Here is a 15,428-nt window from a genome sequence, read left to right as displayed (position 1 = left end):
CATGAGCTATCGCGAACTCGTCGTCGAACTGGCCCGTGAGCATGCGGAGGCGCTGTCCGACGCGCTGCTCGAACTCGGCGCGCTGTCGGTGTCCGTCGAAGACGCCGACGCCGACACGCCCGACGAACAGCCGCTCTTCGGCGAGCCGGGCCTGGTTCCCGATCGCACCGCGTGGCAGCACTCGCGCGTGATCGCGCTGCTGTCGCCCGATCACGAGCCGGCCGTGCTGCTTGCGGCGGCCGTGAACGAAATCGGCGTCGCCGAGACGCCGAAGTTCGACGTGCGCGAAGTCGAGGAACAGGACTGGGTGCGGCTCACGCAGTCGCAATTCGAGCCGATTCCGATCGGCGAGCGGATCTGGGTCGTGCCGTCGTGGCACGACGCGCCCGACCCCGACGCGCTGATCCTCGAACTCGACCCCGGTCTCGCCTTCGGCACCGGTAGCCACCCGACCACGCGCCTGTGCATGGAATGGCTCGAACAGTCGGTGAAGCCCGGCCAGTCGGTACTCGACTACGGCTGCGGCTCGGGCATTCTCGCGATCCTCGCGCGGAAATGCGGGGCGAACCCCGTGGTGGGCATCGACATCGATCCGCAGGCGGTCGAGTCGGCGCGGCAGAACAGCGAACGCAACCATGCGGAAGTCACGTACGGGCTGCCCGACGCGTGCCCGGCCGGCGAATTCGACATCGTCGTCGCGAACATCCTGTCGAACCCGCTGAAGCTGATGGCGTCGATGCTCGCATCGAAGGTGAAACCGGGCGGGCGCATCGCGCTGTCGGGCGTGCTCGCGCGCCAGGCGGACGAAGTCGCAGCCGTCTATGCGCGCTACGTCGACATCTCGGTCTGGCGCGAACACGAAGGTTGGGTATGCCTCGCGGGAACCCGGCGCGAAAGCCATTAGAATAGCGCTGTCCTTCACTCTGGCCAGCAGGCCGCCCGGCTCGACATGCTTCTTGCGACGCGCTGCCCTCATTGCGAAACCGTCTTCCGGCTGCAGCAGGAACAGCTCTCGCTGCATGACGGGCTCGTGCGCTGCGGACACTGCCACCAGGTCTTCAACGCATCGCAGTCGCTCGTACCTGATCCGGCGCGGCAGCCCGACCCGGCGCTGACCGAAGCGGCACCGGCCGGCCCGGACGCCGCCGCCCCGCAACACGACGCCGCCCCCGCGCGGCTCTTCGCCACCGACGCCCCGGTCGAGCCGGCGTCCGATATCGACTACAAGCCGGAAGGCTGGGACATGTGGGCGCCGTGGCTCGATGCCGGCGTCGATCCATCCTTGCAGCACACCGTGCAGACCGTACGCGCCGAGCCGCTGGTACCGCTCGCGCTGCCGGCCATGGAGGCCGGTGTCGTTCGCCTTTCCGGCACGCCCGCACCGATTGCGTCCGTCCCTGCCGAACTGCACGCTGCAGTCGCGCAACCGGCCGAACCGGAGGCGACGCTGCCCGAAACCGACGCATCGGGCACGTCGCTCGCCGCCCCGACAGTCGAGCCCGACCTGCGCGAACCGCGCTTCGTCGCGCACACGCCATCGGTTGAACAAGCCGCAGCGGAGCCCGCCGAACCGGTTGGCAACGCGCACTTCGCAGTGCCCGACGACGAGCACGCACCGCGCGAACCGCGCTTCGCGTTCAGGCCGGCGCAAGCCATATCCGAATCCGAACCCGAATCAGCACCCGACATCCACGCCGACGAACGCGCGCCCGCACCGACCGCGGCCGCCAGCGAACCGGCAGCCCAACCGGTCGTCCAACCGGCCGTACCGTTCCCCGCCGCCCTAACCGATGACGACCGCCCGCATTTCGCCGTGACGCGCGAGACGCGGGAGACGGGCGCGCCGCAGCGACGCGGGATGCTCGGCGGCTTTTTCGGCGGGCTCGTCGCCGTGGCCCTCGCGGTGCTGCTCGTCGCGCAACTCGCGTGGTGGCAGCGCGAAACCGTGATGCTCTACTGGCCCGTCACGCAGAGCTGGTTCCGGCAGGCATGCGCGCCGCTCGGCTGCAAGCTCACGCCGCCGCGCGCGATCGACGGCCTGCGGCTCGACGCGACCGACCTGCGCCAGATCGACGGCCCGCGCATGCTCGAGCTGAAGGTGCCGCTGACGAACCGCTACCACGTCGCGCTCGCCTACCCGTCGCTCGAGCTGACGCTGCTCGACGACACGAATCACGTAACCGTGCGCCGCGTGCTCGCGCCGCGCGACTACGTGCGCCCGGGCACGCCGATCGACGCCGGGCTGCCGCCGGGCACGACGCAGACGATGGTCGTCCGTCTCGACACGAACGGCATGCCCGCCTCGAATTTCCGCGTCCAGATCTTCTATCCGTGACGCACCGCGGCGCGCGCATGCGCGCCGTCTCAACCCGCGCGCCGCAGCGGCGCGCTATTTCGGAGCACGAACATGAGCAAAGTTACGCTGGGTGGCAACCCGATCGACCTCGCCGGCACGTTCCCGGCCGTCGGCTCGCAAGCCCCCGACTTCAAGCTGGTCGGCAAGGACCTCGCCGATCTGTCGCTCGCCAGCTTCGCCGGCAAGCGCAAGGTGCTGAACATCGTCCCGAGCCTCGACACGCCGACCTGCGCGACGTCGACCCGCAAGTTCAACGAAGCCGCGTCGTCGCTCGACAACACGGTCGTGGTCGTCGTGTCCGGCGACCTGCCGTTCGCCGCCACGCGCTTTTGCACGACCGAAGGCCTCGCGAACGTCGTGACGGCTTCGACGTTCCGCGGCGGCCGCGCATTCGCGAACGCCTACGGCGTCGACGTGACGAGCGGCCCGCTGAACGGCCTGACGGCCCGCGCGGTCGTCGTGCTCGACGCCCAGGACAAGGTGATCCACGCGCAACTCGTCGACGAGATCAAGGACGAGCCGAACTACGACGCAGCGCTCGCCGCACTGAAGTAATCCGCTGCCACCCGACCCTGCCGCGCGAGGCCGGACGGCCTCCGCGCGCCGGTCGGGTGGCCGCCCCCCTTTGCTCTCTACAGGAACGCACGCCTTGACTACGCTGATTTGCGGCTCGCTCGCCTACGACAACATCATGACCTTCGAAGGCCGGTTTCGCGAGCACATCCTGCCCGACCAGGTTCACCTTCTGAACGTGAGCTTCCTCGTGCCGACGATGCGTCGCGAATTCGGCGGTTGCGCGGGGAACATCGCTTACGCGCTGCACATGCTCGGCGGCGACGCGCGCATCATGGCGACGGTCGGCGCGAACGACGCCGATCGCTATCTCGAGCGTCTCGACAGCCTCGGCCTGTCGAAGGCCAGCGTGCGCGTGGTGCCCGAAACGCACACCGCGCAGGCAATGATCACGACCGATCTCGACAACAACCAGATCACCGCATTCCACCCGGGCGCGATGATGGTGTCGCACCTGAACCGCGCGGACGAAGTGGCGGGCGTGAAGCTCGGCATCGTCGCACCGGACGGCTTCGACGGGATGGTCCAGCACGCCGAGCAATTCGCGAAGGCCGGCGTCCCGTTCATCTTCGATCCGGGCCAGGGCCTGCCGCTGTTCGACGGTGCGACGCTGCGCCGCATCATTGAACTCGCGACCTTCGTCGCGGTCAACGACTACGAGGGCAAGCTCGTCAGCGACAAGACGGGCTGGTCCGAACAGGAAATCGCCAGCCGGGTTCAGGCGCTGATCATCACGCGCGGCGAGCACGGCTCGACTATTCTTCACAAAAACGGCGAAGAACAGATTCCGGTCGTGCAAGCAGAACGTGTCGTGGATCCGACCGGCTGCGGCGACGCCTTCCGGGGCGGCCTGCTGTACGGCATCGAGAACGGCCTCGACTGGGCAACCACGGGCCGCCTCGCGAGCCTGATGGGCTCGATCAAGATCGCCCACCAGGGGCCCCAAACTTACGCACTGACGCGCGCCGAAATCGACGCGCGCTTCGAGGCTGCCTTCGGGTACAGTCTCAAATGAATATTGTGGGAGAGCAAAGATGTTGACCAAAAAAAACCTCACGCTCGCGGCCATGCTGACGGCCACGCTGACGCTCGCCGGCTGCTTCACGGCGCCGGGCTCGGCGGATGTCTATAGCGTCGGCCAGGCGCAGCGCGAGCAGACCGTCCGCATGGGCACGGTCGAAAGCGTCCGTGCAGTGCGCATCCAGTCCGACGGCGGCGGCAGCGCGATCGGCACGCTCGGCGGCGGTGCGCTCGGCGCGGTCGCGGGCAGCGCGATCGGCGGCGGCAAGGGGTCGATCCTGACGGCCATCGCGGGCGGCCTCGTCGGCGCGGTCGCGGGCAACGCGGTCGGCGAAAACCTCGGCACGGCGAACGGTGTCGAAATCACCGTGCGCCTCGATAACGGCGACCTGCGCTCGATCACGCAGGCGGCAAGCGGCGAAATGTTCCGCGCCGGCGAGCGTGTGCGACTGCTGTCGAGCGGCGGCGTCACGCGCGTCACGCACTAACGAGCATCCTCAGCACGCGGCGCAAGCCGCGGTCGAACGCATGTGCGAAGCTGCACATGCGTTTTTTTTCGTCCGCCATTCGCTGCCGGCCGCGGGTCAGCACTTCGATGAATACGGACGAAAAAAATCCCGCCACCTGAGCCAGATGGCGGGATCGATTGAGTAGCGCTACTCAACCCACGGACACCACATGAGTGTCCGGGTGGTACTAGCCAGCCGCGATTACGGACGGCTGCCGGTCGGGAACGGCCATGCCGCTGCCGGGTTGAGCGCGGTCTTCACGCCCGATGCCGGCGCAACCGATGCGGTCGACGCGGTGGTTGCCGGTGCAGCCTTCTTCACGACGGCCTTCTTCGGAGCAGCGGCCTTCTTCGGAGCAGCAGCCTTCTTCGCCGGGGCAGCAGCCTTCGGTGCGGCAGCCTTCTTCGCAGGGGCAGCCTTCTTGGCAGGCGCAGCCTTCTTCGCAGCGGCCTTCTTCGCAGGCGCAGCCTTCTTGGCGGCAGCCTTCTTCGCCGGCGCGGCCTTCTTCGCAGCAGCCTTCTTCGCCGGTGCGGCCTTCTTCGCAGCAACCTTCTTCACTGCGACCTTCTTGGCTGCAACCTTCTTCGCAGCGGCCTTCTTCGCCGGCGCGGCCTTCTTCGCGGCAACCTTCTTCACCGCGACTTTCTTGGCAGCGACCTTCTTGGCTGCAACCTTCTTCGTTGCGACCTTCTTAGCCGCGACCTTCTTCGCAGCGGCCTTCTTCGCCGGTGCTGCCTTCTTCGCGGCAACCTTCTTCACCGCGACCTTCTTCGCAGCAACCTTCTTCACTGCGGCAGCCTTCTTGGCCGGAGCAGCCTTCTTCGCAACGGTCTTCTTGGCAGCAACCTTCTTCGCAGCCGGTTTTTTCTTGGCAGTAGCCATGTTGTTCTCCTTCAGGTTCAGATGAGAGTCAGTTCAAACTACACCCTTCGTCAAAACCCGCTTCCCGCGGACGCTGTTCAGGACGTGCGCTTCGAAGCGGGCTATTCATCGGCGTACGCAGATACCGCGCGCTTACGCTAATGAATACGGTATGGCGCGCGTGACCCCATGGCCTCGCGCGCCAAATCAAGTCGGTAGCCGGCGCACCTCGCGCCGCTACCCCTAATCGCTTGATCAAGCGGACCGCCACACGGCCGTCCGCTTTTTCCGGAGGGAAGTTTGCCCATCCCACTGAAGGGTTCGCAAAGTGCCGATCATGTCGTTGGGCCGTTAAGGCACCGGGCATGCTTTGCATCAGGCGTTCTTGCTCCTAAACCTTGGGCCGGGGCCGAGAGGCCGCCGGCTGCTCCATCATGTGACGAGTTCGCTGCTGCGGGTTATTCCCAGGACAGCGCGCCACCCGTCTGATACTCGATCACACGCGTCTCGAAGAAGTTGCGTTCCTTCTTCAGGTCGATCATCTCGCTCATCCACGGGAACGGGTTTTCCTCGTTCGGGTACAGCGGGTCGAGGCCGATCTGCTGGCAACGGCGGTTGCTGATGAAGCGCAGATAGCTCTTGAACATCGACGCGTTCAGGCCCAGCACGCCGCGCGGCATCGTGTCCTCGGCGTAGCGGTATTCGAGTTCGACAGCCTGCTTGAACAGCTCGCGGATCTCGGCGCGGAATTCCGCGGTCCAGAGATGCGGGTTCTCGAGCTTGATCTGATTGATCAGGTCGATGCCGAAATTGCAGTGCATCGACTCGTCGCGCAGGATGTACTGATATTGCTCTGCAGCACCCGTCATCTTGTTCTGGCGGCCGAGCGCGAGGATCTGCGTGAAGCCGACATAGAAGAACAGGCCTTCCATGATGCAGGCGAACACGATCAGCGACTTCAGCAGCTTCTGATCCGCTTCGAGCGTGCCGGTCTTGAAGGCCGGATCCGTCAGCGTGTGGATGAACGGGATCAGGAATTCGTCCTTCGCGCGGATCGACGTGACCTCGTGGTACGCGTTGAAGATCTCGCCTTCGTCGAGACCGAGCGATTCGACAATGTATTGATACGCGTGCGTGTGGATCGCCTCTTCGAACGCCTGGCGCAGCAGGAACTGCCGGCACTCGGGCGCCGTGATGTGGCGGTATGTGCCGAGCACGATGTTGTTCGCGGCAAGCGAATCGGCCGTCACGAAGAAGCCGAGGTTGCGCTTGACGATGCGGCGCTCATCCTCGGTCAGACCGTTCGGGTCCTTCCACAGTGCGATGTCGCGGGACATGTTGATTTCCTGCGGCATCCAGTGGTTCGCGCAACCCGCCAGATACTTTTCCCACGCCCACTTGTATTTGAACGGCACCAGCTGATTGACGTCAGTCTGGCCGTTGATGATGCGCTTGTCCGCAACGTTGACCCGCGCTTCCGACCCGCCAGCGGGAACAGCCGATGCTTGCGGCGGCACCGCAAGATCGCCTTCGAAAATGTCGCGGACCTGATGGGCGGCAGGCGCTGCCGCCTGCATTCCGACAGCCATCCCTGCGGAGGTGCGCAACGCGTTCTGCTGCGCTCCGCTCGCGGGGGTTACGGCAGTCTTCTCGTCATCCCAGTTGAGCATAAATTCTCACCATCAATTTAGAACGGTTTGTACCATCTTTTCCTGAGCGATAAAAGGGTTCGCTCACGAAAAATCCTTTTTTCGATTCGCGTTGCGACCTCGATACAACACTTTGAGCAACGCATCGTCGTTCATGCAGCGCGCGACGCGTGTCGCACGTGTATCGCGAGGTGCGCTCGACGCATCGAACGCTGATCGAAACGCGACGTCGTCGGGGATGTTTCGATCGCTCGTCACTGCCTGCAACGCGAGTGGCGCGTTACAGATTCCTTATCATTTTTTTAGTTGAGAGCGGCGCACACTTCAACCTCGATCGGTTGTCATGCGCGCCGCACGAACCTTAGGTCATACGCGCTGCGTTACTGGCAGGCTTCGCACTCGTCGAAACCCGCATCGCCCGGACGCATCGTGCACACCGGACCGTCTGCTTCGACCGGCGCCAGCGCCGCTGCCGCATTGACCGCGCCCGACGATGCATCGCCGCCTGCCGCACCGAAGCCGCCTGCCGCGCCTTGCGCGCCGCCGCTGCTCGAGCCGCCTGCACCGCCCGTCGGCACTGCGTTCAGCGCGCCGTGCGCGACCGTCGACTTCTCGACGTGCGTCGCCGCCATCGTGCGGAGGTAGTAGGTCGTCTTCAGACCGCGCAGCCACGCGAGCTTGTAGACCTCGTCGAGCTTCTTGCCCGACGCGCCGCCCATGTAGATGTTCAGCGACTGCGCCTGGTCGATCCACTTCTGGCGACGCGATGCCGCTTCGACCAGCCACGTCGGGTCGACTTCGAACGCGGTCGCGTAGATCGCGCGCAGGTCGGCCGGGATGCGGTCGATGCGCGACAGCATGCCGTCGAAGTACTTCAGGTCGGAGACCATCACTTCGTCCCACAGGCCGCGTTCCTTCAGGTCGCGCACCAGGTACTCGTTCACCACCGTGAATTCGCCCGACAGGTTCGACTTCACGTACAGGTTCTGGAAGGTCGGCTCGATACAGGCCGACACGCCGATGATGTTCGAGATCGTCGCCGTCGGCGCGATCGCGACGCAGTTCGAGTTGCGCATGCCGTGCGTGGCGATCCGCGAACGCAGCGTCGTCCAGTCGAGCGATTCGGACGTGTCGACCTCGACGTAGCCACCGCGCGCTTCCGTCAGCAGCTTCAGCGTGTCCTGCGGGAGGATGCCGCGATCCCACAGCGAGCCGCGGTAGCTCGAGTAACGGCCACGCTCCTCGGCCAGCTCGGTCGACGCGTGGTACGCGTAGTAGCAGACCGCTTCCATCGAACGATCGGCGAACTCGACCGCCGCTTCCGACGCGTACGGCGTGCGCAGCAGGTGCAGGCAGTCCTGGAAGCCCATGATGCCCATGCCGACCGGACGGTGCTTCAGGTTCGAGTTACGCGCCTTCGGCACCGCGTAGTAGTTGATGTCGATCACGTTGTCGAGCATGCGCATCGCGACGCTGATCGTGCGCTTCAGCTTGTCGTGGTCGAGCGCGTAGGTGCCGTCGGCCTGCTTCACCAGGTGGGCGACGAGGTTCACCGAGCCGAGGTTGCACACCGCGATTTCCGTGTCGCTCGTGTTCAGCGTGATTTCCGTGCACAGGTTCGACGAGTGCACGACGCCGACGTGCTGCTGCGGCGAGCGGATGTTGCACGGATCCTTGAACGTGATCCACGGGTGGCCCGTCTCGAACAGCATGCCGAGCATCTTGCGCCACAGCTGCGCCGCCGGGATCTTCTTGAACAGCTTGATCTCGCCGCGCGCGACCTTGTCTTCGTAAGCCGTGTAAGCCGCCTCGAATTCCGCGCCGAACTTGTCGTGCAGGTCCGGGCAGGTCGACGGTGAGAACAGCGTCCAGTCGGCGCCTTCCATCACGCGCTTCATGAACAGGTCGGGAATCCAGTTCGCCGTGTTCATGTCGTGCGTGCGGCGGCGATCGTCGCCGGTGTTCTTGCGCAGCTCGAGGAACTCCTCGATGTCGAGGTGCCACGATTCGAGGTACGCGCACACCGCGCCCTTGCGCTTGCCGCCCTGGTTGACCGCGACGGCCGTGTCGTTGACGACCTTCAGGAACGGCACCACGCCTTGCGACTTGCCGTTCGTGCCCTTGATATGCGAGCCGAGCGCACGCACGCGGGTCCAGTCGTTGCCGAGACCGCCGGCGAACTTCGACAGCAGCGCGTTTTCCTTCAGCGCTTCATAGATGCCGTCGAGGTCGTCCGCGACCGTCGTCAGGTAGCACGACGACAGCTGCGAGCGGTGCGTGCCCGAGTTGAACAGCGTCGGCGTCGAGCTCATGAAGTCAAAGCTCGACAGCACGTTGTAGAACTCGATCGCGCGCGTTTCGCGGTCGATCTCGTTCAGCGACAGGCCCATCGCGACGCGCATGAAGAATGCCTGCGGCATTTCGATGCGGGTGCCTTCGACGTGCAGGAAGTAGCGGTCGTACAGCGTCTGCAGGCCGAGGTAGCCGAACTGCAGGTCGCGGTTCGCGTCGAGCGCTTCGCCGAGACGCTTCAGGTCGAACTGCAGCAGCTTGTCGTCGAGCAGGCCGGCATCGACGCCGCGCTTCAGGAACTGCGGGAAGTATTCCGTATAGCGGGTCGACATCTCGGCCTGGAGCACTTCCTCGCCGAGGATCTCGCGGCGGATCGTGTGCAGCAGGATGCGGGCCGTGACCTGGCTGTACGCCGGGTCCTTTTCGATCATCGTGCGCGCCGCGAGGATCGCCGAGTCGTAGACCTGGCTCATCGGCACGCCGTCGTACAGGTTCTTCACCGTCTCCGCGACGATCGGCTCAGGGTTAACCGCAGCGCCGAGACCGGCGCATGCCGACACGATCAGCTCGCGCAGCGCGTTCATGTCGAGCGGGCGCGTGACGCCGTTGTCGACGACGTTGATGCCCGCGCTCGCGTCGCCGCCCGCTGCCGCCGCTTCTTCGCCCGCATGCTGGCGCTCGAGGTGGCGCTTCTCGCGATACAGCACGTACGCACGCGCGACGTTGTGCTCGCCGCCGCGCATCAGCGCGAGTTCGACCTGGTCCTGGATGTCTTCGATATGGAACGTACCGCCGTTCGGACGGCTGCGCACGAGCGCGCGCACGACGCTGTGCGTGAGCTGTTCGACCTGCTCGCGCACGCGCGCCGATGCCGCGCCCTGCCCGCCGTTGACGGCCAGGAAAGCCTTGGTCACCGCGATCGCGATCTTCGAAGGCTCGAACGAGACTACGCTGCCGTTGCGGCGGATCACCTTGTAGTCGGCGAACGTGGCCTGCGGCGCGAGCGCCTTCGCGCCCTGTTCGGTCCCGCCGAGCGGACGGCTCGAGGCGCTCTCGTACTGGGACGTCGCGTTGTCGGTGGTTTGCATGTGCAAAGCTCCTGGTGTTGGATGGTGCGGAGAGAACCGCGGATTAAAACGAACGCTGCGCAATGAGGTGCGCGAGCGGTAAGAGGCGAGCGATGCGGCGGGGAAGCCGGTTCGGTCGATGCGCGACAACCGAGCCGGTCGTGTGCTTCGTCATGTGTACCCTGCCCCGTCGAAGTTCGCTGCGCTTGATCGCGACGCCCGGACCGTCCGGCCCTGGCGCGCCGCCCTGAGAACCCTGTCCGCCGGCGTTGGCCGCCGGCCGGTGCCGCTCGGGTTTCCCCTGCGACACACACTATATCTAGTACAGAACTGCTCAACTGGCACCAAGTATAGTGGACATTCGGACGAGGTCAAAACGGATAATTTGCGCTGAAGGTATTGACATCACCCCCGCCCCGCGCAGGCGCAGACGTGACAAGGCATTGGTCGGAAAAAATTTTTTCGCGGGCTCGAAAACCCTGCGCTCAGTGCTGACGGAAAGGAAAGTATTCGACCGAAAAGCCGGCATCGCCTGCGAAGCGTTGCCAATCGAAATGCGGCCCCGGGTCGGTCTTGCGGCCCGGCGCGACGTCGGAATGCCCGGCCACCGCATCGATCGGGTAGCGTGCGGCGAGCGTACGGGCGAGCACGCCGAGCGTCGCGTACTGCGCCGGGTCGAACGGCACGTCGTCCGCGCCCTCGAGCTCGATGCCGATCGAGAAATCGTTGCAGCGCGGCCGGCCGAAGAACTCGGACGAGCCCGCATGCCATGCGCGCTCGTCGCACGACACGAACTGCACGAGTTCGCCGTCGCGGCGAATCAGGAAGTGCGCGGACACGCGCACGCCGCGCAGGTGGCTCTGGTAATAGGGATGCGCATCGCAATCGAGGCGATTCAGGAACAGCGACTCGATCGCGTCCCCGCCGAACTCGCCGGGCGGCAGGCTGATGTTGTGGACGACGACGAGCGTCGGCACCGCGCCCGCGGGCCGCGCCTCGAAATTCGGCGACGGCGCGTGGCGCGCTTCGCGCACCCAGCCGTGTGCGTCAACCGACAGCAGCGCCGCGTCGCTCATCGCGCGTCGTGGCCGCTCGCGCGTGCGCCGTGGCGCTGCGCATGCTCGGTGCTGCAGAAGTATTCGCCGCCCGCGGCGACGGCGTCGCCCTTCGGCGCATGCACGCCGCATTCGGCGCAGCGCACCATCGGCTCGGGCAGCGAGCGCGTGCCGCCGTTCGGGCGTGCCGCACCCGCGCCGCCATGACTGGCCGCGCCGTCGGAGCCGTCACCACGGCCGGCGCGCGCCTGCGCTTGCTCCTGGGCCTGGCGCAGCTTGCGCGCGAGCCACGAGCCCGCGAAGAAAAGAAGAATCAGGAGAAGAATCTGTCGCATCGGAAACCTGCGTTCAAACCACGGAGCGGTGCAGCAGCACCTCGAAAACGAACCGGCTGCCGACATACGCGAGCAGCAGCGCCGCAAACGACACGAGCACCCAGCGCGCGGCGCCGCGCCCGCGCCAGCCCGACGTCTTGCGGGCGACCAGCAGGCCGCCGAACATCAGCCACGACAGCACCGCGAACACGGTCTTGTGATCGAGCCGCAGCGCGCGTGCATCGACCTGCTCGCTGAACAGGATCCCCGATGCGAGCGTCAGCGTCAGCAGCACGAAGCCGGCGCCGATCAGGCGGAACAGCAGCTTCTCCAGCGTGAGCAACGGCGGCAGCGTTTCGAGCCAGCTCGCCATCCAGCCGGTCGAACCGTCGCGCCCGCCGCTCCTCAGCGACTGCAGGCGCCGCTCGACCATCAGCATCAGGACCGCGTGCAGCGCGGCGATCGCAAAGAGGCCGTATGCGATGTTCGCGATCAGGAAGTGCATCTTGAACAGCGGCGCTGCGGCATAAGGCAGCACCCGCACGCCGCCGAACACGAGCGGCAGCAGCGACGCGCCGCACGCGAGCGGCAGCACCAGCAGGCGCAGGCTGTCGAGCGGGAAGAAGAAGCTCTCGATCCAGTAGATGCCGGCGCCGAGCCAGAACATCGCGGACAGCGCGAACGCGAACCCGAAGATCATCGCGTCGTGCGGGAAGATCGTCATGTGCAGCAGCACGCCGTGCGCGACGAGCGCCGCGAACAGCAGCCCGCGGCCGGCCGCGCTCATCCCCGACGCGGCGGACGCCGGAACCGGCACGGCCGGCACGCTCGCGACGAGCGGCGCCGCACCCTGGCGGTGCGTGCGCCAGCCTGCGACGGCGAGGCCGCCGTACAGGAATGCGGTGAGGGCATACAGTACAATATCCATGTTCGAAGTTTACACTAGGCCCCCTCCCCGCGACGGCTCCCTTTGTTCGGTTCCGTTGCGCCTTCGGGCCCCACTGTCCATCGCTCCCCATGCTCGACAATCTCACTCAACGGATGGCGCGCGTCGTCAAGACGCTGCGCGGCGAGGCCCGGCTTACCGAGGCGAACACCCAGGAAATGCTCCGCGAGGTGCGTCTCGCGCTGCTCGAGGCCGACGTCGCGTTGCCCGTCGTCCGCGAATTCATCGCCAAGGTCAAGGAAAAGGCGCTCGGCGAGGAAGTGATCAGCAGCCTGTCGCCGGGTCAGGCGCTCGTCGGCGTGGTCCAGAAGGAACTGACCGCCGTGATCGGCGGCGACTACGAAGGCAAGGCCGCCGAGCTGAACCTCGCGGTCACGCCGCCCGCCGTGATCCTGATGGCGGGCCTGCAGGGTGCCGGCAAGACCACGACCGTCGGCAAGCTCGCGAAGCTGCTGCGCGAGAAGCACAAGAAAAAGGTGCTGACGGTCTCGTGCGACGTGTATCGCCCGGCCGCCATCATGCAGTTGAAAACGGTGAGCGAACAGGTCGGCGCCGACTTCTTCCCGTCCACACCGGATCAGAAGCCCGTCGACATCGCGGTCGCGGCCGTCGACTGGGCAAAGCGCCACTACCATGACGTGCTGATCGTCGATACGGCCGGTCGCCTCGGTATCGACGAGGCGATGATGCAGGAAATCGCCGCGCTGCACGGCACGCTGAAGCCGGCTGAAACGCTGTTCGTCGTCGACGCGATGCTCGGCCAGGACGCGGTCAACACCGCGAAGGCGTTCAACGACACGCTGCCGCTCACCGGCGTCGTGCTGACCAAGCTCGACGGCGATTCGCGCGGCGGTGCCGCGCTGTCGGTGCGCCACATCACGGGCAAGCCGATCAAGTTCGTCGGTGTCGCCGAAAAGCTCGACGGCCTCGAGGTGTTCCACCCGGATCGCATGGCGAACCGGATCCTCGGCATGGGCGACATCCTCGCGCTCGTCGAGGAAGCGCAGCGCGGCGTCGACGTGCAGGCCGCGCAGAAGCTCGCCGACAAGGTGAAGAAAGGCGGCGACTTCGACCTGAACGATTTCCGCGCGCAGATCTCGCAGATGAAGAACATGGGTGGCCTGTCGTCGCTGATGGACAAGCTGCCGGCGCAATTCCAGCAGGCGGCGGCCGGTGCCGACATGGGCCAGGCCGAGAAGTCGATCCGCCGGATGGAAGGCATCATCAGCTCGATGACACCCGCCGAGCGCGCCAAACCCGAAATCATCAAAGCGACGCGCAAGCGCCGCATTGCAGCCGGCGCGGGCGTGCCGGTGCAGGAAGTCAACCGGATGCTGAACCAGTACGACCAGATGCGTACGATGATGAAGAAGCTGAAGGGCGGCAACATGCAGAAGATGATGCGCGGCCTGAAGGGCATGATGCCCGGCATGCGCTGATTCCGCCCGTCGGCCGGCGCGCGGGTTTTTGCTGTAGCGCGCGCCGTCCGTTCTGCTTCATTCTTATTTGTATACCGACTGCTCGCCAGAACACATGAACCGCGAAGAAGCCCTCCACATTTTCGACCACTCCGAAGAGATCGTCTCGGCTGACGCCGTCAACGCCTCGATCTCCAGAATGGCCGACGCGATCCGCGCCGAGATCGGCGACGCGTTCCCGCTCGTTCTTTCGGTGATGGGCGGCGCCGCGGTGTTTACCGGGATGCTGCTGCCGCATCTCGATTTCCCGCTGGAATTCGACTACATCCACTTGACCCGCTACCGCAACACGACGCAGGGCAGCCCGGAGATGCACTGGCGCGTCGCGCCGCGCGAATCGGTGAAGGACCGGATCGTGCTCGTGCTCGACGACATCCTCGACGAAGGCGAGACGATGGCCGCGATCCGCGACCGCATCCTCGACATGGGCGCGAAGCGCTTCATGTCCGCCGTGCTGTGCGAGAAGACGCTCGCGAAGACGAAACCGCTGCATCCCGACTTCTGCGGCTTCCCGGTGCCGGACCGCTACGTGTTCGGCTGCGGGATGGACGCCAAGGGTTACTGGCGCAACCTGCCGACGATCCGCGCGCTGACCGCGAACGTCTGACCGCCCTGCCCGCCTTAAAGAAAAGCGGCGCTCCGGTTTCCCGGAGCGCCGTTTTTTTTCGTCGGCCGCGCCACCCGTGCTACAGCTGGTGCACGAACGCCCGGACGCCGGCCAGCAGCATCTCGACCGAGATCGCGACGAGCACGAGGCCCATCAGCCGCTCGAACGCCGCGACGGTCCGCTCGCCGAGCCACTGCTGGATCCGTTCGGCCAGCACCAGCGTGATCGCGCAGACGATCATCGTGACCGTCAGCGCGCCGACCCACTCGAACATCTTGCCCGGCGCCTGCGACGTCAGCAGCATCACCGTCGCGAGCGCGGACGGCCCGGCGAGCGCGGGAATCGCGAGCGGCACGATGAAGGGTTCGCCGCCCGCGCGCGGATCGCTGCCGAGCGCGCCGTCCGGATGCGGGAAGATCATCCGCAGCGCGATCAGGAACAGCACGATCCCGCCGCCGAGCCGCAGCGACAGGTCGGTGAGGTTCATCATCCGCAGGAAGCGGTCGCCGACCACCATGAAGAACAGCAGGATCACGAACGCGATCCCCACCTCGCGCAGGATCAGCTTCACGCGCCGCTCGCGCGGCACGTCCCGCATCGCCGTGATGAACAGCGGGATATTGCCGAGCGGATCCGTAATCAGCACGAGAAGCACGGTGGCCGACAGGAAGGTGTATTCCACCGTGTCCCCCGGTCGCAGC

General features: G+C 65.9%; 15 protein-coding genes. 7 read left to right on the top strand and 8 right to left on the bottom strand.

Annotation, left to right across the window (positions count from 1 at the left end):
• Nucleotide 1: 1 nt before the first annotated feature.
• From prmA to LMA02_RS02525, 5 genes are all read left to right on the top strand, one after another.
• The gene (prmA, locus tag LMA02_RS02545; protein ID WP_138848270.1) at nucleotides 2-904 is read left to right on the top strand and encodes a 50S ribosomal protein L11 methyltransferase; all 903 of its coding nucleotides are present in this window, start codon (nucleotides 2-4) and stop codon (nucleotides 902-904) included.
• Nucleotides 905-949: 45 nt separating this feature from the next.
• Entirely contained in the window at nucleotides 950-2,335 is a 1,386-nt protein-coding gene (locus LMA02_RS02540; RefSeq protein ID WP_228906794.1) for a DUF3426 domain-containing protein, read from the top strand.
• 72 nt (nucleotides 2,336-2,407) lie between these two features.
• The gene (gene tpx / locus LMA02_RS02535; protein ID WP_006758913.1) at nucleotides 2,408-2,911 is read left to right on the top strand and encodes a thiol peroxidase; all 504 of its coding nucleotides are present in this window, start codon (nucleotides 2,408-2,410) and stop codon (nucleotides 2,909-2,911) included.
• Nucleotides 2,912-3,005: 94 nt separating this feature from the next.
• On the top strand, nucleotides 3,006-3,944 hold the full coding sequence (locus LMA02_RS02530) for a carbohydrate kinase family protein (RefSeq protein WP_006752248.1): 939 nt from the start codon (nucleotides 3,006-3,008) through the stop codon (nucleotides 3,942-3,944).
• A 19-nt stretch (nucleotides 3,945-3,963) separates the two neighbouring features.
• The gene (locus tag LMA02_RS02525) at nucleotides 3,964-4,437 is read left to right on the top strand and encodes a glycine zipper 2TM domain-containing protein (protein ID WP_175798824.1); all 474 of its coding nucleotides are present in this window, start codon (nucleotides 3,964-3,966) and stop codon (nucleotides 4,435-4,437) included.
• 222 nt (nucleotides 4,438-4,659) lie between these two features.
• On the opposite strand, the gene LMA02_RS02520 is transcribed toward LMA02_RS02525, so the two are convergent.
• The 7 genes from LMA02_RS02520 to LMA02_RS02490 all read right to left on the bottom strand — a co-directional run bounded on the left by LMA02_RS02520 (nucleotide 4,660) and on the right by LMA02_RS02490 (nucleotide 12,624).
• A complete protein-coding gene (locus LMA02_RS02520; RefSeq protein ID WP_166722724.1) occupies nucleotides 4,660-5,340 on the bottom strand; it encodes a histone H1-like DNA-binding protein in 681 nt (226 codons plus the stop codon).
• A gap of 28 nt (nucleotides 5,341-5,368) precedes the next feature.
• A complete protein-coding gene (locus LMA02_RS02515) occupies nucleotides 5,369-5,695 on the bottom strand; it encodes a hypothetical protein (protein WP_166722723.1) in 327 nt (108 codons plus the stop codon).
• Nucleotides 5,696-5,777: 82 nt separating this feature from the next.
• Nucleotides 5,778-6,989 (bottom strand): ribonucleotide-diphosphate reductase subunit beta, encoded by a 1,212-nt coding sequence (locus LMA02_RS02510; RefSeq protein ID WP_166722722.1) that lies wholly within the window; start codon nucleotides 6,987-6,989, stop codon nucleotides 5,778-5,780.
• A gap of 359 nt (nucleotides 6,990-7,348) precedes the next feature.
• Nucleotides 7,349-10,348 carry a ribonucleoside-diphosphate reductase subunit alpha gene (locus tag LMA02_RS02505; protein WP_228906792.1) on the bottom strand — a complete coding sequence of 1,000 codons (3,000 nt, stop codon included), beginning with the start codon at nucleotides 10,346-10,348 and terminating at the stop codon, nucleotides 7,349-7,351.
• A gap of 464 nt (nucleotides 10,349-10,812) precedes the next feature.
• Nucleotides 10,813-11,403 (bottom strand): 1,6-anhydro-N-acetylmuramyl-L-alanine amidase AmpD, encoded by a 591-nt coding sequence (ampD, locus tag LMA02_RS02500; RefSeq protein ID WP_228906790.1) that lies wholly within the window; start codon nucleotides 11,401-11,403, stop codon nucleotides 10,813-10,815.
• Nucleotides 11,400-11,717 carry a PP0621 family protein gene (locus tag LMA02_RS02495; RefSeq protein ID WP_228906789.1) on the bottom strand — a complete coding sequence of 106 codons (318 nt, stop codon included), beginning with the start codon at nucleotides 11,715-11,717 and terminating at the stop codon, nucleotides 11,400-11,402. The genes ampD and LMA02_RS02495 overlap by 4 nt, the downstream gene beginning before the upstream one ends.
• Before the next feature lie 13 nt (nucleotides 11,718-11,730).
• Nucleotides 11,731-12,624: a cytochrome C assembly family protein gene (locus LMA02_RS02490; protein ID WP_228906782.1), complete on the bottom strand. Its 894-nt coding sequence runs from the start codon at nucleotides 12,622-12,624 to the stop codon at nucleotides 11,731-11,733.
• Between the two features lie 89 nt (nucleotides 12,625-12,713).
• Between LMA02_RS02490 and ffh the strand changes: the two genes are divergently transcribed.
• Nucleotides 12,714-14,081: a signal recognition particle protein gene (gene ffh / locus LMA02_RS02485; RefSeq protein WP_006752240.1), complete on the top strand. Its 1,368-nt coding sequence runs from the start codon at nucleotides 12,714-12,716 to the stop codon at nucleotides 14,079-14,081.
• A gap of 94 nt (nucleotides 14,082-14,175) precedes the next feature.
• Nucleotides 14,176-14,727 (top strand): hypoxanthine-guanine phosphoribosyltransferase, encoded by a 552-nt coding sequence (locus LMA02_RS02480; RefSeq protein ID WP_228906774.1) that lies wholly within the window; start codon nucleotides 14,176-14,178, stop codon nucleotides 14,725-14,727.
• 79 nt (nucleotides 14,728-14,806) lie between these two features.
• Here LMA02_RS02480 and LMA02_RS02475 read toward each other — a convergent pair whose 3' ends face one another.
• Entirely contained in the window at nucleotides 14,807-15,409 is a 603-nt protein-coding gene (locus LMA02_RS02475; protein ID WP_006752238.1) for a MarC family protein, read from the bottom strand.
• Nucleotides 15,410-15,428 lie beyond the last annotated feature (19 nt).

Origin of the sequence: Burkholderia sp. B21-005, assembly GCF_020843965.1 — a bacterium.
In the GTDB taxonomy this organism is placed as follows: Bacteria; Pseudomonadota; Gammaproteobacteria; order Burkholderiales; family Burkholderiaceae; genus Burkholderia; species Burkholderia ambifaria.
The sequence above is the reverse complement of the archived record's forward strand: the minus strand, read 5'-3'. Positions and strand labels throughout refer to the sequence as shown.